Raw genomic sequence first — 18,634 nt, forward strand, 5'->3', positions numbered from 1 at the left:
CCAGTATGGCGATGCGGCCGGCGGTGGAACGGCTGCGCGCGTTGTCCGAGCAGTTCGACGTGCCGTTCATGGACGTCATGCTGATCGCCGCCAATGCAGAGGGCGCCCGCCCGCTGCAGGACTACCCGCGGGCGCGCATGCAGTTGCAGCCCGCCGGCTCTGACGAGGTCTGGCAGATCATCCTGCCCTTCGACAACGAGCACTCCCGGTTCGAGGTCGCCGACGGTGCGCTGCGGTTCGAGGGAGAGCCGGTCGCCGACGTCGTCGCGCTGGAGAACGACGATGTCGTGCTGACCTATCTGCGGGCGGGCGGGAACTCGATCACGCTCAACACCCACTCGCGGTCGCGGTGCACGGGCTGCATGTTCTGCCCCAATGTCATCGAGGACGCGTCCGACGACACCCTGACGTCCGAGGATCAGCTCGCCGAGCTGCTCGAGTGGCTGCAGGCGGACAATGACTGGCCGGACCTAAGCCACGCCGAGGTCATCACCGTCTGCAGCGGCTGCTTCCACTACCCGGCCATGGCCATCGAGCACATGTCGTCGCTGCGGCGGGCCGCCGACCGGTTCGGCTTCCAGGGCCGGCTGCACCTGCTGTCGTCGGTCCTGCGGGACCGCGACGACCTGGCCCGGCTGCGTGAGGAGTGCGGCCCGTTCCACCTGACCTTGACACTGGAGTGCTTCGAGCGCCGGCAACTGTTGCTGAAGGACACGAAGGCGTCACTGACACTGCAGCGCTCCGCCGAGATCATGGACGACTGCCGGGATCTGGACATCCTTGCCGACTTCACCTACGTCGCCGGTCTGGACTCGTATGACAGCGCGGTACGGGGTGTGTCGTTCCTGGCGCCGCACGTCGGCACCTTCCCGCGGATTCAGGTCTATCAGGCGCACAACGAGTACATGCGGCGGGCGCGGCACCGCGACGCGGAGGACCTCGGCTACTTCCTGCGCCTGCGCGGCGCGTTGGAGACCGTGTTCGAGCCGACCGGTCTGGCCCCGCGTTCCTGGGAGAACTACCGGCCGCTGTGGTATTCGCGGTTCGCCGACCGGCCGGTGGCGGGACCGCGGGTGTGATTCCGGTTCGTGACGTCGTCGGTCTCGGTGCCGCCTCGGAACGGGCTGTCGACACGGCGGTGCCGATCGTCCGGGTCGCGCTGGCCGAGTTCGATCTGCCTGCCCCGCCGCCGGAGGTTCACGCTGCCGCTGTCCGGGCCGATGCGCGGACCGATCCGGTCCGCGGGTGGCTGGTCGGCGTGAGCGACGGTGATCGCTGGGGTTTCTGGGGGCCGATCCACGTGTCGGTCGCCCGGCAGGTGCCCGCCGTGGTGGGTGCGGCGCTGCCGTTGCCGGGCACGGCGGATCCGGCCTGGTTCGGCCGGCTGCTGCGCCGTGCGACCCGGCATGCGCACACCGGTCTGCTTGCCGTCGCGGTCGGTGCGGTTGAGCTTGCGCTGTGGGACCTGGCGGCCAAACGGGCCGGACTGCCGGTGTGGCGGCTGCTCGCTCCGGCGGCCGTGGCCGGACCCATGCCAGCATACGCGACGTGCTTCGGTGTGCGCGGCGACGCGGCGCGGATCGCGGCTGTCATGGACGAGGTGGCCGGCACGTACACCGTGCAGAAGTGGGACCCGGCGGTGCTCGGCGACGACCTTGTCGACGTCACCGTCGATTTCGTGCGGCGGCGTGGTCCCGGCCGGCTGGCTGTCGACTTCCATGGCGCCTGGCCGGCGGACCGGGTCCGGGCTGCGTGCGCGCCGGTGGCCGGTGGGTTGGCGTGGGTGGAGGAGCCGTACCACCCTGACGAGATCGACCGCGCGCGGCCCGGTGAGTTCGGCGTCGCGCACGCCGCCGGGGAGCACTGCTACGGCGGCGCCGACACGGTGCAGTTGCGTGAGGGCCGGGTTGACGTGTGGCAGCCCGACGCTGTGTTCTGCGGCGGTCTCGTGAGCCTGCTCGGCATCGTGCACGCGGCGCGGGCCGCCGGGGCGCGGTGTGCTCCGCACGGCGGCGGTCTGCTGCCCGCGCTGCATCTGGCGGTGACCGGTGCGCCGATCGACGTGCTGGAGTTCCACCTGCTGCTCGAGCCGCGGCGCAGCCTGCACCTGGCCGGCGCGCCGCTGCCGGGCGGGTCCGACGGGCCGGGCGCCGCACCGGCGGGAACGCTGCCTGTGCCAACCGCGCCCGGATGGGGCGGGGATCTGCATGCCGACCTGCGATTGGATCTCGTCGATGTCTGAGCGAAGGCCTGTGCTCATCGTCGATGCCGGCGGCACGCTCATCACCCGGACCCGGCCCGGTCTAGCCGGCCGGGTCGTCGCGGCGGCCCGGGCCGGCGGCGACGAACGGCCCGAACCGGTGATCCGCGCCGCGGTGCACACCGCGCCGGACGTCGCCGCGTGCCTGCGCACGTTCGAAACGCTGCCTCCGAAGGCGGTCGCCGCAGTCGCCGCGGAGCTTGCCGCCGATCCCGGCGACACCGTCGTGCTGCCCGGCGCCGAGGAACTGCTGGACGCCGCGGCCGGGTCGGGCTGGCGCGTGGTCCTCGCCACGAACGCCGGGCCGGGCACCCCGCCGCTGCCCGCCGTGCTGGCCCAGCACATCGACACCGTCGCCGAGTCGTGCGGCTACGGCATGGTCAAGGACGACCCGCGGTTCTGGGCAAGGCTGGTGGAGCAGGAGCAGGTCGACCCGGGCCTGGCCGTGGTCGTCGGCGACGACCTGCGGGCCGACCAACAGGCCCCGGAGCTCGCCGGGCTGCAGACGCGTCCGGTCCGCGGTGACGGCGCGGCCCCGGCCAGGCTCACTGAGCTGACCAGGCAGCTGCAGGCCGCCGGCCGTGTCCCGGCGGAGGCCACCGCGCTCGTCGCCGGCCGCCGCGAGCAATGGGCAGGCCGCGACATCATGGTCGCGCCGCAGCTGGCCCACCTGGTGGTCCGGGTCACCCGGGCGCGGGTGCGGCTCACCTCGGACGCGCCGGGCGCGACCGCCGCTGTCGTGGTGCGTCGGCAGTCCCGTCCGCCCGCCGTCGTCGGCGCGTCGGGTTCGCTGCCACCGTTCGCCTGGCTGCACCTGCCGCGGGACCGTCGGCCGTATCAAGTGCCCGCCAATCTGCACGCCCTGCTCGAACGCGAGGGCCTGCAACTCGACGTTCTGTCGCCCGCCGATCGCCGCCACGCGCTGGCGATGATCCGGGAAGCGCGGTCCACCACGGCGATCTCGGCGAGAATGTCCGATCTGGTGCTCTTTCTGAAGGATCGCAGGAAAGGCGACGTCACATGACCGGGCGCGACACCACCGCATACGACCTGAAACTCTTCGCCGGTACCGCCGCGTACTACGCCCGGTACCGCCCGCCGTACCCAGCGGAGTCCATCGAGCATCTCGTGGACGAGTTCGACCTCAGCGCCGGTGTCCCGGTCCTGGACCTCGGCTGCGGCACCGGTCAACTGGCCGTGCCGCTGGCCCGGGCCGGTTGCCGGGTCTGGGCGGTGGATCCGGACGTGGAGATGGTGTTGGAGGGCACCCGGCGCCAGCCCGCCGAGCTCACCGGTGATGTGCGCTGGGTGGTGAGCCGGGCGGAAAATCTCCGCGCGGACGACCTGCCACCGATTCGGCTGTGCACCATGGGCGCATCGTTTCACTGGATGGATCGCGCCGGCGTGCTGGCCTTTCTCGACCGGGTCATCGAGGCCGCCGGCGGGATCGCGTTGCTGTCCGGGTCGGCCAGCATCTGGTCGCGCGACGGGGAGCTGCAGGGGGAGTGGGTCGAGGTAACCCGCGAGGTGATCACCGAGTTCCTCGGGCTGCAGCGCCGGGCCGGCGGCGGCACCTACAGCCATCCGAAGCTCACCCACGAGCAGGTCCTGGCCGATTCCGCGTTCAACGCCGTCGGCCAGTGCCGCTTCACCACGACACGGCTGCTCACGGTCGACGACGTGATCGGCCAGCAGCTGTCGACCTCGTACGCGTCCCCAGACCTGCTCGGCAACCGGCTGGAACAGTTCCGCCGGGAACTGGACCGGCGGCTCCGGCAGATCGTGCCGGACGAGGGGTTCGCCACCGTGGAACACACCGACGTCATCGTCGCCCGGCGCGGGGGAGGCGGCGCCGGGTGACCACAATCCACCGTGTCATGGCTCAACCGGAGCCGCGCATCCCCGACGGCGCGGCCGCCGACTACTGGCGGGCAGTGTGCCTGCTGGCGTTCAGCCATGCGACCGGGCTGAGCTGGCCACCGCCCGGCGAGCCGCTGCGCTCCCGCGCGGCTGGGCACTGGGGCTGCAATCCGGGCATCGCCTGGGCGGCCGCGCATCTGGCCCAGGAGGGCGGCGACGAAGGTTTCCTGCTCGTCGTCGGCACCGGGCATGCTGGTGGTTTCACCTTCGCGCATCAGGCGGTGCGCGCCGGCCATGATCCGGCTGCGATCGGTGCCGCCATCCGCCGCTACGGAGCGCCGGGCGGAGACCCGTCGGAGGCGGTGGGGGAGCCGGACGTGCCGTACCTCGGTGGCGAGCTGGGTCCGGCGCTGGGCGTGGGGCAGGGTATCGCCGCGGGCCGGCCGGGTCTGCGCGTCGCCGTGGTGATCGGCGACGGTGAATGCGAAACGCCGGCGGCGCTGGCGGCGTTCGCGCACCACGACGTGCTGCCTCCGGCCCGCGGGTCGTGCTGGCTGCCGGTCGTGAACGTCAACGGTGCCCGGATGGGTTCGACCGCCCGGTTCAGCCCCCAGCGCCTGCAACGAGTGCTAGCGGGGATGGGTCACCACGTCCTGGTCAGCGGCGACCGCGGCGACGAGGCGGCGGAGGCGGCCCGGCAGGCCTGGGACCGGGCCGCGTCCGGCGAACCGGTCGTCTGGCTCAGCGTCACCGAGAAGGGCTGGCCGGCCCCGGCCGAGCTGGGCGGCCGGCCGTTCAGCGGCCATCACGCGCACAAGCCGGCCGGGCTCGACCTCGCAGACCCAGTGCTGCTCGGCGATGTGCGGCGCTGGCTCGGGTCGCTCAACGATCCGCCGGTGGTCGACGGGGCCGGCGCCGCCGGGGCGTCGGTGCGGGGGCTGGCGCAGCGCATCCGCACGCACCTGCCCGCCGCCGGTGACCCCGGGCCGGTTCGCGCCCGATCGGAGGTCGCCCGCCGGCCCGCCGCCGGGTCCGCGGCGGCCGCCATGCCGATGGGTGAGGTCGACCGGGTGCTGGTGGAGCGGGAGGTTCGCGTGCTGTCACCCGACGAGGGTGCCTCGAACCGGCTCGACCGCTGTCTCGCCGCCGGGCTGGTGACGGAGGTCCTCGCCGAGGAGCTGTGTTCCGCCTGGGCATGGGGACTCACCGAGGCGGGCACACCCGCGGCGGTGGTGTCCTACGAGGCGTTCGCGCCGCTGCTGGCCACGCAGCTCGCCCAGTACCTGAAGGTGCTGACCGCCCGTCCGCCCGCCGGCCGGCCGCCCCTCACCGTGGTGCTCACCAGCCTCGGCTGGGGCAACTCGCCGACGCATCAGAACACCGACCTCGCGGGTGTCCTGCTGGCCCGGGCCGGTCACTGCCCGGTGCGCATGGTCTTCCCGATCGGCGCCGCGTCGGCCAGGGCCCGGCTGGACGACCTGCTCGACCAGCGTGACGTCGTCGCGGCACTGAGCTGCTCCAAGCAGCCGCTGCCGAATCTGCCGGACCCAGGCGGCCAGGCGGTCCTGCTCGGGTCGCCGGGTGCGGCCGGCTTCGACGCGACCATCGTCACCGTCGGCGACGTGGCTGCGGCCGAGGCGGTGACCGCGGCGCACCTGGCGGGCGCGCACGGTGTGCGGATCGGGGTCGTGGCGCTGGTCGAACCCGGCCGTCTCGACGGCGGCACGATCGGCGCCGTGCGGGCGATCAGCCCTCCGTCGGTGCCTGCGGTCTGCGCGTCTTGGGTGGCGGCACATCATCTCGCGGCCGCCTATGCAGCCGTGCGGCCGGGACCGGCCCGGCTGCTCGGCTACCGGGAGCGGTGGGGCGCGACCGCCTGGGACACCCTGTCGGCCAACGGTCTGACCCGCTGGTCGTTGCTGCGCGAGCTCCACGACGCCGGCTTGGAACTACCGGCGGACCTGCTACGTCCGGCCGGTGCCGATCCCGGGCCGGCGTTGCCGGCGGACCTGTCTATCGAGACGAGGCGGCTGTGAACCCACCCCGACGACCGTTCCGGTTCGGCGTGCTCACCAAGGGCGCCCCTTCCCGTGAAGCCTGGCTCGAGCTGCTCGGCCGGGCCGAGGACGGCGGCTGCAGCGCGCTGCACATGCCCCTGCACACATCTCCGCAGTACGCACCGTTCGTGGCGCTCGCGGACGCCGCCGCTCGGACCGGGCTGACCGTGACCACGCTGGTGCACACCAACGACCTGCAGCATCCGGCGCTGCTGGCCCGCGACGCGACGACGCTGGCGATGCTCTCGGACGGCCGGTTCGAGCTGGGGATCGGTGCCGGGTGGAAGGAGGCCGACTATCATCAGCTGGGTCTGGCCATGGATCCCGGGCCGCTGCGTGTGGACCGCCTCGCCGAGGCCATTGAGGTCGTCCGTAAGACCTGGTCCGCCGAGCCGTTCGTCTTCGAGGGCAAGCACTACACGGTGCGGGACTTGCAGGGGCTGGCCGGTCCGCGGGTGCCGCTGCTGGTCGGTGCGGGCGGCGAGCGGATGCTGCGGCTCGCGGCGCGCACCGCGGACATCGTCAGCTTTTCCCGCAGCATGTCGGCGGGATCGACGGCCCGGGAGGTCGCCGTCGATGCGTCACTGGAGTCGACGGAACGCAAGGCCGCCGTGGTGCGTCAGCACCTCGGCGACCGGGCCGGCGAGGTCGAACTGCACATCCTCGTCGTGCGGGCCGGCACCGGCGCCGACGCTCAGCGGCAGCTCGACGAGTACGCCGCGGCGAGCGGGGTGAGTGCCGGCACTGCCGGGCAGACCCCGGAGCACCTGCTGGGGCGCGACGCGCAGGAGCTCGAGGACATGCTGGTGGAGCGCCGTTCGCGTACCGGCATCAGCTACTACGTGTTCCGCGACGTGCACCTGGATCTCGTCCGCCCGGTGATCGAACGTTTGGCCGGCACCTGAGCGCCGGCGACACTGCAACGGAGGATCGACATGACGACACAGCAGGACCAGACGATCCAGCATGCCGCCATCCATGAGGTCCAGAAGATTCTGGACGTGCTGGAGCAGGACGGTGTGGTCCTCGTACCGGGCTATCTGAGCCCCGAGGAGATCACGACGGCGGCACGGGAGTGCCATGAGCTGTTCGAGCGCACTCCGCCGTGGGCGCACCACGAGGATTATTCGCTTGGTCAGTCGGTCCGCATGGAGCGGTCCGATGTGGACGGTTCGGCGTTTCCGGTCCTGGCCGGCGCGTTCGCCCGGCCCGAGCTGGAGTCCGTGGTGCGCGGGTTCTTCGGGGAGGGGTACATCTTCAGCCGGACCATCTACGCGATTCTTGACGTGGTGGGCAGCAGTACCCGGGTGCAGCAGCTGCACTACGACAAGATGCGTCACCTCAAATCTTTCGTGTATCTGACCGATGTGGGGCTGGCGAACGGCCCGTTCCACTGCGTGCCCGGGTCGCATCTGCTGACCCGGGATCTGCAGCGTGACAACCGCGACCGCAATGTCGTGCCGAGCGACGACGACGCGCGGGTGCTGCCGCAGGGGCTGCACGAGCACAGGGTCGCGGTGGTTGGCGCGGCCGGCACGCTCATCCTCTTCGACAGCGACATCGCCCACCACGCCGGGATCGTCACCGAGGGGGAGCGTCTCGCCGCGCGCAGCCTGAGTTTCGGCGCCTACCGCGCGCAGACGTGGTACCGGACCGACGGCTCCGTGGAGATCCCGGCGCAGCCGTGACGCTCCTGCCCACCTGCCACAGTCTCAGAAAGGTGCAGTGATAACGGATGAAGATGTCGCCGCTGTCCGTACCGGTCGATCTCGAAGGACGCGTCATCCTGGTGACGGGAGGCGCCGGTGACATCGGCTCCGCCGTCGCTGTCCAGGCCGCGCAGCTCGGCGCGACGGTGGTCGTCGCCGACAACGGCACGAGTGTCGACGGTGTCGGCCAAGACGTGGCGGTGGCCGCCGACGTGGCGAAGCGGCTCGCGGCCCAGGCCGGTGACCGGGGAGGCATCGAGGGCCGGTTCTGCGACGTCACCGACCCGGATCAGGTCGAGTCGATGTTCGAGGACCTGTTCGCGGCGCACGGCAATGTCGACGCCGTTCTCGCCGCTGCCGGCACGCTTCGCACCAGCCCGGTGTGGGAGACGACGATCGACGACTGGCGAAACGTCCTGGAATCCCATGCCACGCACACGTACCTCGTCGCCGCGGCGGCCTGCCGGCGGTGGCGTGCGAACAGCGAGGAGCGGGCCGGGTCGCCGTGTGCCCTGGTCACCTACACTGCCGCCACCGGCCTTGTCGGGCGGCCCGATCTGGGTGTGACGCACTCCGCCGCGAAGGGCGCGATCGCGGCCATGACGCTGGAGCTGGCGCACGAGATGTATCCGTACGCCGTGACGGTCAACGCGGTCAACGCGGCCAATGTGCGGGGCCGGATGGCCCGGCATGTCGGCGCCAGCACCACCGAGTCCCATGACGCCGGTGACGCCAGTTCACCGCAGCACGCCGCCACCCTGTCGGCGTACCTCGCTTCGGCCGACGCCGGCTGGGTCACCGGCCAGGTGTTCCGGGTGATGGGCGGGCTCATCGGCCGGTACCGCCCCTGGGACCTGGCGGAGTCGATCGAGCGGGACGACTTCTGGACGTTTGAGGAGACCAGGTTCGGGCTGCGCCGGCTGTTCGGGGTGTACCCGGAGTACAAGGCACAGCAGGGACCGCATCGGGAGTTCTGAGCGTCCGGCTCGGCCGGCGACGAAGACGACGACACGCAGGGGAATCGCCATGAGCAGTTCATTCGCCGCGGACACCGCCGCGGCTGTCGGTACCGATGTCCCGGGTATCCGGGAGGTCACCCCGGACGAGGTCGAGCAGTTCTGGGAGAACGGCTGGATCCGTCTGCCAAGACTGATCGACCCTGATCTGGTCGGTTCGCTGCTGCAGCAGGCGCAGCAGCTCATGGGTCCCGGAGGCGACGCCAACGAGGAGCGGCTCGGCTTCGACTTCGAGACGTCGCCGGCGTCGCAGTCCTTCCGCAGCCCGTCGGAGATCGACGATCTGTTCCACACCGTGGTCCACTCGCGACAGCTCGGCCGCAACGCGTCGCTGCTGCTCGGCCGGAACAGCGGGACGCGGTTCTTCGACGACATCCTGCTCGTCAAGCTGCCGCTGAGCCAGCGCGGCGACCGGGGGCAGCCGCTGGGCTGGCACCAGGACAAGAACCCGACCGACCGCTCGTGGATCTACTTCTGGATCCCGTTGGACCATGTGGCGCCGGATCAGGGCGCGGTGCAGTACATGACGGGTTCGCACAAGCTCGGGCCGCTGTGGCGGGGTGGTGCGTGTGTCGACCTGGATGAGGCGTACCGGCTCGCGCCGCGGTTGCGTTCGTGCGAGTTGTCCGACGAGCTGACATTCGAGCCTGGCGATGTCATCGCGCACTGCAGCTGGGTGGTGCACGGCACCGGCGCCAACGTCGGCACGAGGCCACGCTGGGTGTACCGTCCGTCGTTCTTCCCGGCCGACGCGATCTACATGGGTGTGCCGTCACCGACGATCGCGGAGCGCGGCATCAAGGCGTTCGAACCCCTCGCACACGCCGACTTCCCGGTCATCTACGAACCCGAGGCGTCCGGCGGCGCCGGGTGATCAGCACGTCCCGCGCGGCGGGTGAGCTGGCCCGCCGCAACCGGCGCACCTGGGACGCGTGGAGCGACGGGTATCAGCGCAAGCACGGGGTGATGCTCGGTGCGGCCGCTGAGGCCTGGGGGCTGTGGCGCCGCCCGGAGGCGGAGCTGCGCGTGCTGGATCCTGTCGCGGGCCGCGATGTGCTGGAGCTGGGCTGCGGGGCCGCGCACTGGGCGCGGTCCCTGGCCCGGCGCGGCGGCCGGGTGATCGCCCTGGACATCTCGCTGGCTCAGCTGCGCCACGCCGCCGGGGACGCCCGCGGCGACGCCGACTCGCCGGCACTCGTGCAGGCCGACGCGCACGCGCTGCCGTTCGCCGCCGGTTCGTTCGACGTGGTCCTGTCCGACTACGGCGGGATGTCGTGGGCCGACCCGTACCGCACTGTGCCCGAGCTGGCCCGGGTGTTGCGGCCCGGCGGGCAGCTCGCCTTCTGCACCAACTCGCCGCTGTTCGCGATGTGCTGGGATCATGAGGCGCGGACACTCACCACGCAGCTGCAGCGGGGGTATTTCGGGCTGCACACCCGGCAGGTGGCGGCCGAGGCCGTGGATTTCGTGCTGGGTTACGGGGAGTGGGTTCGCCTGTTCGGTGAGCACGACCTCGTGGTCGAGCGGCTCGTCGAGGAGCCGCCGGCTGAGGGTGCCCGGACCACGTTCGGTGACCGGCCGGCGGAGTGGACGAGCCGGTGGCCGATCGACGTCATCTGGTCCGTACGCAAGCGGCCCTGAGTGCCTCCACGGCGCGCGCAGCGTCGCCTCGGGGGCGTCGGCCAGGCCCGCAACCGGGTCCCCCAAGCGGTGGAACGCACCTGGGCGTTCGGCATATACGTCTACACCCTCGTCGTCGTCTGGTACGCCCTGCACGGCCACAAACCCGAGATCGTCACCCAGCGTCGCCTGTCCGCACCGTGGTACCCGGAAAACACTGACCCGTCATTCGCCGACATGCTCACCACCCTGCGACACGCCATCATCGCCGCTCGTTTTATGAGCTCTCGCCCAGCTCAACCCACCAACACGGAAATCCGTCAGGTGCAGCACGCATGGGCACTCGCCGCCGCATAACCTCGAAAGTCGAGTTATCAGTGATATCGCCCATATTCAAGCATCTTGATACCTATGGGCGACTCCTGTAGTATTCCGGCCAGATGTTTCACCTGCCGAAACGTGTCACGCTGGCGCCCGGAGGTCTGATGCTATGAATAGTGGCCGTCGTCGGGTGAGCGCCACTTTCGTACCGGATTTGAGTCCTTGCATGAACTCGGCCCTGTTCTCCCGTTGCGTGGTGACGGGGTGAACGAACCGGCACCGGGCAGGGGCGGCGAGGTCGAGCGGCTTGTCCGGCTCGTTCGCGACAAGGGTTTCGCGCAGGCTACCGCCGATGACGACGTGCTCACCCTCGGCCTCACGTCGCTGCAGATCCTTCAGGTGAACGACGATATCGAGAGGGAGTTCGGGGTGACTCTCGATATCGCTACGCTGCTGTCCGCGCCCACCATCGGCGAGCTGGGCAAGCATCTGACAGGCGGCCCGCGGGCGTAACGGGGCGTGTGTCACCGGTTTGGCCGCGCCTCGGAAAGCACCGTCTGCCCGCGGTCGGCGAGGTACCGGCGGAGGTCTGCCATCGGGACGTCGCGGGTTGCGCTCTCCACCACCGCCCACTCGATGGTCCGTATCCGCGTCTCCGCTTCGCCCAGCGGCATGAGGCCGGTGTCCACCCGCACGTAGCCGCGGGAGCTGTCGGCGGCCGACCGGGACACGGTGCGGGCGCTGCTGAACAGCACAGAATTCGTCGACAAGGCGCCAGCCACCGTGTACCACGAGCTGCTCGACCATCCACGCCGACAACGGTGTGTTCGTAGCCGCGGGCGTAGCCCTGGTCGAGCAAGGCTTCGCTTTGGGTGTGCAGGAGGGTGAGGTAGTCGGGCGGGGTGCCGGTTTCTGCGAGGTAGGCCGCGGCCTGCTCAACCGCCAGCGGGAGCCGTCCCAACGCTTCGATGATTTGGCCGGCGAGGTGGTCGTCGATGGCCGGCAGGCGGGTGCGGAGCAGGGTGATGGCTTCGGTGGGTGTGAGCACGTCGATGTCCAGGCGGGCGCCGAGGGCGTCGAACCCGGTCTGGCGGGAGGTGACGATCACGTGCCCGGCGCCGGAGTGGGGGAGCCAGGCAGGGAGATCGTCGGGTTGGTTGGCGTTGTCTTAGACCAGCAACCACGCCAGGGTGGTGGTGTCGAGGGCGGTGATGACTGCCTTCGCGGATGCGGTGTCGTCGGTGATCGGGACGTTCAAGGTGGGAGCGAGAGCGGCGAGCTGGCCGGGACCAGTTCGATGCGTTCGGCATTGAGCCAAACGATGAGGTCGTAGTCGTCACGGTGGCGGTGCAGGTATTCGGCAGCGAGCTGGGTCTTACCCACCCCGCCAGTGCCTTGGAGCGCTTCGACGGGAGACGGGCTTGTCAAGTTGACAGACCCCCGTTTCTGCACCAGAGCCAAGTTGTCTGTGTAAGTTGATCTAAATTATGTCGGTGTTGATGGTGTCGAGTGGCCTGTGGACCGCGTCGATGGTGGCGTTGATGGCGTCGAGGTCGTCGGTCGGGAAGTACCCGCGATTCTTGATGATCTTCCGGAGTTGGTAGTTCAACGACTCGATCGCGTTCGTCGTGTAGATGATCTTCCGTAGTTCCGGGGGAACGCCAGGAACGGGATGAACCGGTCCCAGGCGTTGCGCCAGGTCATCGCCGCGGCCGGGTATTTGCGGCCCAACGCCGACTGGGTGAAGGCGAGCAGCTCGGCGTCGGCGGCCTCGACCGTCGGAGCGGCATAGACCGGCTTGAGAGCGGCGGCGACCTTCTTGCGGTCGCCGTAGGACACGATCCGCATCGCCGCCCGGATCAGGTGCACCAGGCACGTCTAGACGGTCGCGAGGGGCCAGGTCGCCTCGATCGCCTCGGTGAACCCGCTCAGCCCGTCGCAGCAGACGATCAGGACGTCACGGACACCGCGGTTGCGTAGCTCGGCGCAGACCCCGGTGAGCTGGTCGGCGGGGACGGGGACCGGGCGGTGGTCGTAGCCGCGAGGGCTGACCGGGTGCAGGTGGGAGACGCTCCCGCCGGGCCCGCGGTAGGTGTTGAGGATCCGGCCGCAGGTGGCGCGGGCCATCTCGGCGGGCGGTCCACCCAAGCGACTCGGGACGATCGGGTTGCAGTTCACCGTTGCACTCCGGGCTGGACGCCGGGCCAGGAATTATGACGGTGGTACGGGGTGAGGAGCATGGACGCGACTTCTTACTTCGCGAGCGGAACGGAAGCGGGTTGGATGTGGCTGCGCCCGACCACCAGCCGGTGGTCCGGGCGCAGAGGGCTGCAGGGCAGCGGCTCAGGGCAGCGGCTCAGGGCAGCCCGAGCAAGGCGCTGCAGTTAGGCGTGCGTGGCGGCGAGGCGCATCGCCTGGATCGCGACGCTTTCCAGCTCGAAGGCGGCGTCGGCGTCGGCGAGGGTCTGCGCCACCGACGTGACCGCGTGCATCACGCCACCGGCGGAGATGTCACCGCCGCGGATGAAGTGCGCCAGGATGTTGTCCTGCTGCTCCTCGGTGAACCGCAGCTGCTTGCCGACGACCTTCAGCGTCGTGTCCGGCTCCCTCAGCTCCGTGCCCGCCGCCGTCTCCAACTCGCGGAGCATCTCCGCGACATAGTCCGCGTCGAGGAACGCCCGCACCGCGTCGGTGGCCCGCGAGGTGATCAGCTCCAGGGCCTTCGTGTTCGTCTCGGTCGACCACTCCACGACGCCGTCCTCGTCGGACAGTCGGCCGCCGAGGTGCGCGCGGCGCAGCAGGTTCTCAACTGATGACCAGGCCGTTGGAGCAGACCTCGAACCGCACCCACGGCTGGATGGAGAACGCCCCGCACCCGGTCTCCGAGTTCGTGATCGCCAGCCCCGCCGACACGACCGGCAGCTCGCGTCCGGAGCGGCCGTTGAACGGCGACCGGTAGTTCGCCAGGAGCCTCGGGGCCATCACCTGGATCTCCGGGGAGATCATCTTCACGTACATGCGGCGTGGCAGGTCGACGAATGCCTTGGTGGTCAGTACGGGTCGAGTTGCTCGGCGGCGGGAACTCCGGTGAACTGTGGCCTACTCCGGGCAGGATCTTCGCCGTGTCGCCACGACACACCTTTCACGTCTTCGCCGAGGCGATCGACGACGCGTTCGCATGGTGGGACCGCAGCCATCTGCACCAGTTCGAGCTACCCCACCTCGGCAAGACCGTCACCGAGTTCCGCCACAGCGGTGGAGACGAAGACCCCGAACGGGAACTGGACGCCGACGTGGTCACCCTCGCCGAAGTCCTGCAGCCGGGTCAGGAGTTGGGGTACACCTTCGATCTCGGCGACAACTGGCGACACCGCTGCACGGTCGCCAGCGACGAGATCGACACCGCCGAGGTACTCGGCGTGACGCCGAAGCGTCCCCTGCCGTACTGGGGCTGGGGTGTCATCCCCGATGCGTACGGGCGGCTGTGGGACGGCGACGACGGCGAAAGCCCTGTGCCCGCCCCGCCCACGCGGCCCTGGCCGTGGCCGGACGCCCCACAGGCCACCATCACCACCCTGCACTATCCCGGGCACTACACCCTCACCCGCGACATCGGCGGTCCTCACGACGCGGACGACGAGTAAACGAAGTCGATGCCGACACGTCTGACCTGCGGTCTACCGCGGGTGTCTTGCCGTCCGGTCGCCGCGACTGTCGATGTTCACTTTCCCGCCCAGGGGCGCGTCGGCACCAGGTGGCGCAACACATCATCTCCTATGTCTTTCACTCCTACTGATAACATGATAAAAATAGTGCCATGGCGAAGAGAACCGAGTGGCAACGGGTGTACGACGCGCTACGCCGCAGGCTTGCAGGCCGGGAGTGGGACGTTGACGAGCAGATTCCTACGATCAACGATCTGCAACGCGAGTACAAGATCCGCTCTCTCGGCACCGTCCTGCAAGCTCAGCGGAAGCTCATCGAGGAGGGGTACCTGCGCAGCGAGCACGGCCGCGGGGTGTTCGTGGTGGCGCACCCTGAGTCAAGCCCACGCAATGACCAGAGCGCGGCGGCAGCGGCGGCCATCGACGAGGCAATGCAGCGTCTGGCGCACGCACGCCGTCTCCTCAAAGGGCTATAAGTGCACATATGCCTGGTTAGAAGATTGAATTGGTCTTCAGGAGGTTTTCGGGTATTACGTGATCGCTCGATGTTGTGAACGTTGCGGGCCGGCGGATACGCGGGTGCCGGCGGTGCGTTGGGCCTGGTTATGGGGCGTGCGGCGTACTCGACTGATCTCACCGACGGGCAAGGGGCGTTGATCGATCCGTTCCTGCGGGCATGGAAGGCGAAGCCTCCCTGTCACGCTGATGTGAGACAGCCCGTCTACCAGGGGATACTCTTCCTGGACGGTTGTGAGGAGAGATCATCAGCATGACGTCGAGACCCAGTTCGAGCCCGGATCCGGACGCCCGGCCCCAGCGGCGGACATTCACCGCAGAGTTCAAGACGCGGATTCTGGCTGAGTACGACGCGGCGCCGGATGCGGCGGCTCGCGGGGCGATCCTGCGCCGGGAACGGCTGTACGGGTCACACATTCTGGACACGGCGCAAGGCCCGTGACGCCGGAGCCGCGGCCGGCCTGACGGACCGCCGTCAAGCGGCCGCACGGGCAGCGAAGAAGGCCGAGAACGCCGAACTTGCCCGGCTGCAGCGGGAGAACGCCCGCCTGCAGGCCAAGCTCGCCAAGACCGAGACCGCGCTTTCGATCATGGGATCAGCGGGCGGAGCTGGCCCGGTTGCGGCGGGAGAACCGCCGGTTGCAGGAGGACGTCGACATCCTCAAGCGGGCAACGGCTTTCTTCGTTCGGGAGACCCGGTGAACGTGTACCCGTTCATCGAGGCGGAGCAGGCCGGCAAGCACAACGTCAAGCGTGCGTGTGAGCTGCTGCAGGTCTCCCGGTCCGCCTACTACCGTCGCAGCCATGTGTCCGCTCGGGCCCGTACTGACCGGGACCTCACCGCCGAGATCATCGCGATCCACGACGCCTCCAAGGGCACTTACGGCGTGCCGCGCATCCACGCTGAGCTCGCCGCAGCGGTCCGCGAAGCGATCGCCGCGACGATCACCGCCCTGCCCGAGCAGTTGCGTCGCACGCTGACCTGGGACCGCGGCAAAGAACTCGCCCAGCACGCGAGGTTGACGATCGACACCGGCGTGCAGGTCTACTTCGCCGACCCGCACAGTCCGTGGCAGCGCGGCACGAATGAGAACACCAACGGACTGCTCCGGCAGTACTTCCCGAAGGGCACGGATCTGGCCCGCTGGAACACCGGCGAACTCGAGGCGGTTGCCGCAACATTGAACAGCCGGCCACGCAAGGCGCTCGGGTGGAGGACGCCCGGCGAAGCGCTCAACGACCTGTTATCGTCCACTCAGGACAGTGGTGTTGCAACGACTGGTTGAAACCGGTCAGTACACCAGCACCCAGCGCGCCAAACTCGCCAAACGACACGGCGTCAGGTTGTCCGTCGGCCGACGCGGGCAATGCTGGGACAACGCCGTCGCCGAATCGTTCTTCGCCACCATCAAAGACCGAACTCGTCCACCGGCGGGCCTGGCCCACCCGCACCACCGTCCGCAAAGCGATCTTCGAATACATCGAAGGCTGGTACAACACCCACCGCCGCCGCCATTCCAGCCTCGGCTACCAAAGCCCAACCGCATACGAAACCAGCAGAATCGAACCACCGCTCGGCAAGGTAGCCTGAACCACCACATCGACCCTGTCCGTCAAAACGGGTCAAGCCCACTCGCAGCAAGAGATAGACCGGGTCCGCCGCCTGATCCGAAGCGTCAAAGAGGACCTGGACTCCCTCACCGAAGCCGAGCACATCCAGATCCGGGAAGCGATCACAATCGTGCGTCGGACCCGGCAGGTCGTGCTCGGCATTCCGGGGCATTCGCCCGACGCTGCCCGACCTGCGACCGGAGCAATCCGCATGACCACCCCCAACGACCGCAGCGCTGCGATGGCTGACGGCCGGCGGGCGGACTCCCAGCGACGCCGCCAGCGCGTCGCGAAAGCCCTCCAGACAGTCGCGGCCAGCGACGCAGAGGTCAGCATCTCGGCGATCGCCCGGGCGCGGGCGTCGATCGCTCGTTCTTCTACCGTCCCCAACACCGTGATCTGCTGGCCGCGGTCCAGGCCGCGGCGAGCGAACCGCGGGACAGCGTTGTCGGACCGGCGGCGAGCCGGGCCTCGCTACAAGCCGATCTCGCCAACAGCCAGGACCGGTGCAAACGCCTGGCCGACCACGTCTCACTCTTGGAGAAGCGGCTGTCCGCAGCGATCGGAGAGGAGGTCTGGAGCCGATCCGGGCTGGGTTCGTCCATCGACGTCGAGGACCTCCACCGGCAGATCCTCACGTTGGAGGAGACTAACGCGGATCTGCGGTTGAAGATGGAAGACCTCGAAGAGGAACTCGCCGCGGCCCGCGCCAACAACCGTGAACTCATGACGCAGTTCAACGCCAAGGGCCGGGCGCCCAGGTGAGTGCTTGCCGCCCGTCAGCGCCTCGGGCGTTGACGGGCGGCGAACTCTTCGCGCCGAAGCCAGAGGTCGACGCCTGCAGCACCGCGATCTGCTCATCCCTCGCCGCGATCACCGCCGCAGCCGCGACACCAGCGGACTGCCCGCCAGCCGCCCCTGCGCGGCTCAGGCCGCTCCAATGTGGCCGTCGGTCCTCTCCGCGGAAGCCAGCCCTCGGAGTATCTCCAAGTCGGCGATGTCCTTCTGCCGCCACGGCCGGCCGTTGCGCAGGTGCGGGAACTGCTCCTTCATGGCGAGCATGCCGGAGACGCTCATGGCCAATACCGGCGTGCCATCGAGCGTCACGGGCTCGTCGCCGAAGGATCCCGGCGGGAACAGCCAGTCAGAGAACCGCCCCAAGGGCTGACTGAACGACCCGTCTGGCCACCGATCAAAGTAAGCGGTGCTTAACGGAACATCGTCCAACACGAACTCGCATGCCTCCTCGGGCGGCTGAGTTGTCAGAGCGGTGGCGCCAGCCCTTACGAGCAGTGCCTTTGATCGCTCGGCGTGAACGCGCTCAACCCAGAACTCCACGTCGCCGTGCTCACGCGTGATCCGGCCAATCCTCGCAGCGAGTCCCCAACCCCCGAACAGCCAAGCTGAGATATCGGCTGCCTGCAAGACCGCGACGACCTTGCGGATAACACGCAGTTGCCCTTCGGTCTTCTCGTCCATGGCTCGATCCTGCCACGCAGGGCGGACTGTCCACCCCCGACCGCTGGAGCCACGCCCCGGAACTATCCGGACGCCTCCGCCAAGGCATCAGCACACTCGACACCATCCGCAACGCCATTGAGAGCAAGCCCCCTGACTACCGCCACGCCAGCACGATCAGCAGGCACTTGCAGCACACCTGTTGCGTTCGCTGGGATCGGCAAAGAGGCCACTTGAGCTGCGGGAATGCGGAAGTCGACGCCCCAAAATCGAGCAAGAGCCCCAGAGAATGTGGGACGTCCCGCCCGCCTGGACCGACCAGCTCGCACCGGCCGGGCGGCTGGTCGCGCCGATGCGGATGCGCGCCAACACCCGGTGCCTGACCCTCGAACGTGACGGCGCCCTGCTGGTCGCGACAGGGTCGCTTCAGTGCGGGTTCGTGCCGTTATGCCGACCTCGGCATAACGGCACTTAGGGGGTGTCTCGGTTGGTGAGTTCGTGGCCTCGGGCATGATCTGCTGTTTGTGGCGGATGTGGTCGA

General features: G+C 69.4%; 23 protein-coding genes and 1 pseudogene. 18 read left to right on the forward strand and 6 right to left on the reverse strand.

Annotation, left to right across the window (positions count from 1 at the left end; genetic code table 11):
• The first annotated feature begins 5 nt into the window (after positions 1 to 5).
• The 12 genes from AB0M46_RS37455 (at position 6) to AB0M46_RS37510 (ending at position 11,356) form a co-directional block, all read left to right on the forward strand.
• Entirely contained in the window at positions 6 to 1,079 is a 1,074-nt protein-coding gene (locus AB0M46_RS37455; RefSeq protein WP_363344150.1) for a hypothetical protein, read from the forward strand.
• Complete coding sequence (locus tag AB0M46_RS37460) at positions 1,076 to 2,242, forward strand: enolase C-terminal domain-like protein (RefSeq protein ID WP_363344152.1); 1,167 nt, start codon at positions 1,076 to 1,078, stop codon at positions 2,240 to 2,242. Before AB0M46_RS37455 ends, AB0M46_RS37460 begins: the two co-directional genes overlap by 4 nt.
• Positions 2,235 to 3,284: an HAD family hydrolase gene (locus tag AB0M46_RS37465; RefSeq protein ID WP_363344154.1), complete on the forward strand. Its 1,050-nt coding sequence runs from the start codon at positions 2,235 to 2,237 to the stop codon at positions 3,282 to 3,284. Before AB0M46_RS37460 ends, AB0M46_RS37465 begins: the two co-directional genes overlap by 8 nt.
• Positions 3,281 to 4,120 (forward strand): class I SAM-dependent methyltransferase, encoded by an 840-nt coding sequence (locus tag AB0M46_RS37470; protein WP_363344156.1) that lies wholly within the window; start codon positions 3,281 to 3,283, stop codon positions 4,118 to 4,120. The genes AB0M46_RS37465 and AB0M46_RS37470 overlap by 4 nt, the downstream gene beginning before the upstream one ends.
• A gap of 17 nt (positions 4,121 to 4,137) precedes the next feature.
• Positions 4,138 to 6,156, forward strand: a complete 2,019-nt coding sequence (locus AB0M46_RS37475; RefSeq protein WP_363344158.1) for a hypothetical protein — start codon at positions 4,138 to 4,140, stop codon at positions 6,154 to 6,156.
• Positions 6,153 to 7,082 (forward strand): TIGR03621 family F420-dependent LLM class oxidoreductase, encoded by a 930-nt coding sequence (locus tag AB0M46_RS37480; RefSeq protein WP_363344160.1) that lies wholly within the window; start codon positions 6,153 to 6,155, stop codon positions 7,080 to 7,082. Before AB0M46_RS37475 ends, AB0M46_RS37480 begins: the two co-directional genes overlap by 4 nt.
• Positions 7,083 to 7,112: 30 nt before the next feature.
• On the forward strand, positions 7,113 to 7,865 hold the full coding sequence (locus AB0M46_RS37485; RefSeq protein ID WP_363344162.1) for a phytanoyl-CoA dioxygenase family protein: 753 nt from the start codon (positions 7,113 to 7,115) through the stop codon (positions 7,863 to 7,865).
• A 47-nt stretch (positions 7,866 to 7,912) separates the two neighbouring features.
• A complete protein-coding gene (locus AB0M46_RS37490; RefSeq protein WP_363344164.1) occupies positions 7,913 to 8,863 on the forward strand; it encodes an SDR family oxidoreductase in 951 nt (316 codons plus the stop codon).
• A gap of 49 nt (positions 8,864 to 8,912) precedes the next feature.
• Positions 8,913 to 9,776, forward strand: a complete 864-nt coding sequence (locus tag AB0M46_RS37495; protein ID WP_363344166.1) for a phytanoyl-CoA dioxygenase family protein — start codon at positions 8,913 to 8,915, stop codon at positions 9,774 to 9,776.
• Positions 9,773 to 10,543, forward strand: a complete 771-nt coding sequence (locus tag AB0M46_RS37500) for a class I SAM-dependent methyltransferase (protein ID WP_363344168.1) — start codon at positions 9,773 to 9,775, stop codon at positions 10,541 to 10,543. Before AB0M46_RS37495 ends, AB0M46_RS37500 begins: the two co-directional genes overlap by 4 nt.
• A gap of 69 nt (positions 10,544 to 10,612) precedes the next feature.
• Positions 10,613 to 10,879: a hypothetical protein gene (locus AB0M46_RS37505; RefSeq protein WP_363344170.1), complete on the forward strand. Its 267-nt coding sequence runs from the start codon at positions 10,613 to 10,615 to the stop codon at positions 10,877 to 10,879.
• A 228-nt stretch (positions 10,880 to 11,107) separates the two neighbouring features.
• The gene (locus tag AB0M46_RS37510) at positions 11,108 to 11,356 is read left to right on the forward strand and encodes an acyl carrier protein (RefSeq protein WP_363344172.1); all 249 of its coding nucleotides are present in this window, start codon (positions 11,108 to 11,110) and stop codon (positions 11,354 to 11,356) included.
• An 11-nt stretch (positions 11,357 to 11,367) separates the two neighbouring features.
• On the opposite strand, the gene AB0M46_RS37515 is transcribed toward AB0M46_RS37510, so the two are convergent.
• The 5 genes and pseudogenes from AB0M46_RS37515 to AB0M46_RS37535 all read right to left on the reverse strand — a co-directional run bounded on the left by AB0M46_RS37515 (position 11,368) and on the right by AB0M46_RS37535 (position 13,861).
• Entirely contained in the window at positions 11,368 to 11,613 is a 246-nt protein-coding gene (locus AB0M46_RS37515; RefSeq protein WP_363344174.1) for a hypothetical protein, read from the reverse strand.
• A 484-nt stretch (positions 11,614 to 12,097) separates the two neighbouring features.
• On the reverse strand, positions 12,098 to 12,226 hold the full coding sequence (locus AB0M46_RS37520; protein ID WP_363344176.1) for a hypothetical protein: 129 nt from the start codon (positions 12,224 to 12,226) through the stop codon (positions 12,098 to 12,100).
• Between the two features lie 97 nt (positions 12,227 to 12,323).
• Positions 12,324 to 12,970: pseudogene (locus AB0M46_RS37525) on the reverse strand (transposase).
• Positions 12,971 to 13,227: 257 nt separating this feature from the next.
• Positions 13,228 to 13,593 carry a hypothetical protein gene (locus AB0M46_RS37530; protein WP_363344178.1) on the reverse strand — a complete coding sequence of 122 codons (366 nt, stop codon included), beginning with the start codon at positions 13,591 to 13,593 and terminating at the stop codon, positions 13,228 to 13,230.
• A gap of 55 nt (positions 13,594 to 13,648) precedes the next feature.
• Positions 13,649 to 13,861: a hypothetical protein gene (locus AB0M46_RS37535; protein ID WP_363344180.1), complete on the reverse strand. Its 213-nt coding sequence runs from the start codon at positions 13,859 to 13,861 to the stop codon at positions 13,649 to 13,651.
• A gap of 104 nt (positions 13,862 to 13,965) precedes the next feature.
• Between AB0M46_RS37535 and AB0M46_RS37540 the strand changes: the two genes are divergently transcribed.
• From AB0M46_RS37540 to AB0M46_RS37560, 5 genes are all read left to right on the forward strand, one after another.
• Positions 13,966 to 14,487, forward strand: a complete 522-nt coding sequence (locus tag AB0M46_RS37540) for a hypothetical protein (RefSeq protein ID WP_363344182.1) — start codon at positions 13,966 to 13,968, stop codon at positions 14,485 to 14,487.
• A gap of 173 nt (positions 14,488 to 14,660) precedes the next feature.
• Positions 14,661 to 14,984 carry a GntR family transcriptional regulator gene (locus AB0M46_RS37545; protein ID WP_363344184.1) on the forward strand — a complete coding sequence of 108 codons (324 nt, stop codon included), beginning with the start codon at positions 14,661 to 14,663 and terminating at the stop codon, positions 14,982 to 14,984.
• Between the two features lie 630 nt (positions 14,985 to 15,614).
• Positions 15,615 to 16,310 carry an IS30 family transposase gene (locus AB0M46_RS37550; protein ID WP_363344216.1) on the forward strand — a complete coding sequence of 232 codons (696 nt, stop codon included), beginning with the start codon at positions 15,615 to 15,617 and terminating at the stop codon, positions 16,308 to 16,310.
• Complete coding sequence (locus tag AB0M46_RS37555; protein ID WP_363344186.1) at positions 16,235 to 16,615, forward strand: IS3 family transposase; 381 nt, start codon at positions 16,235 to 16,237, stop codon at positions 16,613 to 16,615. The genes AB0M46_RS37550 and AB0M46_RS37555 overlap by 76 nt, the downstream gene beginning before the upstream one ends.
• A gap of 557 nt (positions 16,616 to 17,172) precedes the next feature.
• Positions 17,173 to 17,400 (forward strand): hypothetical protein, encoded by a 228-nt coding sequence (locus tag AB0M46_RS37560; RefSeq protein ID WP_363344188.1) that lies wholly within the window; start codon positions 17,173 to 17,175, stop codon positions 17,398 to 17,400.
• Positions 17,401 to 17,562: 162 nt separating this feature from the next.
• Here AB0M46_RS37560 and AB0M46_RS37565 read toward each other — a convergent pair whose 3' ends face one another.
• Positions 17,563 to 18,114, reverse strand: coding sequence for a hypothetical protein (locus AB0M46_RS37565; RefSeq protein WP_363344190.1), 552 nt, complete (start codon positions 18,112 to 18,114; stop codon positions 17,563 to 17,565).
• Positions 18,115 to 18,382: 268 nt separating this feature from the next.
• Between AB0M46_RS37565 and AB0M46_RS37570 the strand changes: the two genes are divergently transcribed.
• Positions 18,383 to 18,568: a hypothetical protein gene (locus tag AB0M46_RS37570; protein WP_363344192.1), complete on the forward strand. Its 186-nt coding sequence runs from the start codon at positions 18,383 to 18,385 to the stop codon at positions 18,566 to 18,568.
• Positions 18,569 to 18,634 lie beyond the last annotated feature (66 nt).

Source organism: Dactylosporangium sp. NPDC051485, from assembly GCF_040682015.1.
Taxonomy (GTDB): domain Bacteria; phylum Actinomycetota; class Actinomycetes; order Mycobacteriales; family Micromonosporaceae; genus Dactylosporangium.

Excerpts from the sequence above, each read along its gene's own strand:
- AB0M46_RS37455 (WP_363344150.1), top strand. The coding sequence starts at position 6 with ATGGCGATGCGGCCGGCGGTGGAACGGCTGCGCGCGTTGTCCGAGCAG.
- AB0M46_RS37465 (WP_363344154.1), top strand. The coding sequence starts at position 2,235 with ATGTCTGAGCGAAGGCCTGTGCTCATCGTCGATGCCGGCGGCACGCTC.
- AB0M46_RS37470 (WP_363344156.1), top strand. The coding sequence starts at position 3,281 with ATGACCGGGCGCGACACCACCGCATACGACCTGAAACTCTTCGCCGGT.
- AB0M46_RS37475 (WP_363344158.1), top strand. The coding sequence starts at position 4,138 with ATGGCTCAACCGGAGCCGCGCATCCCCGACGGCGCGGCCGCCGACTAC.
- AB0M46_RS37485 (WP_363344162.1), top strand. The coding sequence starts at position 7,113 with ATGACGACACAGCAGGACCAGACGATCCAGCATGCCGCCATCCATGAG.
- AB0M46_RS37490 (WP_363344164.1), top strand. The coding sequence starts at position 7,913 with ATGAAGATGTCGCCGCTGTCCGTACCGGTCGATCTCGAAGGACGCGTC.
- AB0M46_RS37495 (WP_363344166.1), top strand. The coding sequence starts at position 8,913 with ATGAGCAGTTCATTCGCCGCGGACACCGCCGCGGCTGTCGGTACCGAT.
- AB0M46_RS37535 (WP_363344180.1), bottom strand. The coding sequence starts at position 13,861 with ATGTACGTGAAGATGATCTCCCCGGAGATCCAGGTGATGGCCCCGAGG.
- AB0M46_RS37545 (WP_363344184.1), top strand. The coding sequence starts at position 14,661 with ATGGCGAAGAGAACCGAGTGGCAACGGGTGTACGACGCGCTACGCCGC.
- AB0M46_RS37550 (WP_363344216.1), top strand. The coding sequence starts at position 15,615 with ATGGGATCAGCGGGCGGAGCTGGCCCGGTTGCGGCGGGAGAACCGCCG.
- AB0M46_RS37565 (WP_363344190.1), bottom strand. The coding sequence starts at position 18,114 with ATGGACGAGAAGACCGAAGGGCAACTGCGTGTTATCCGCAAGGTCGTC.
- AB0M46_RS37570 (WP_363344192.1), top strand. The coding sequence starts at position 18,383 with ATGTGGGACGTCCCGCCCGCCTGGACCGACCAGCTCGCACCGGCCGGG.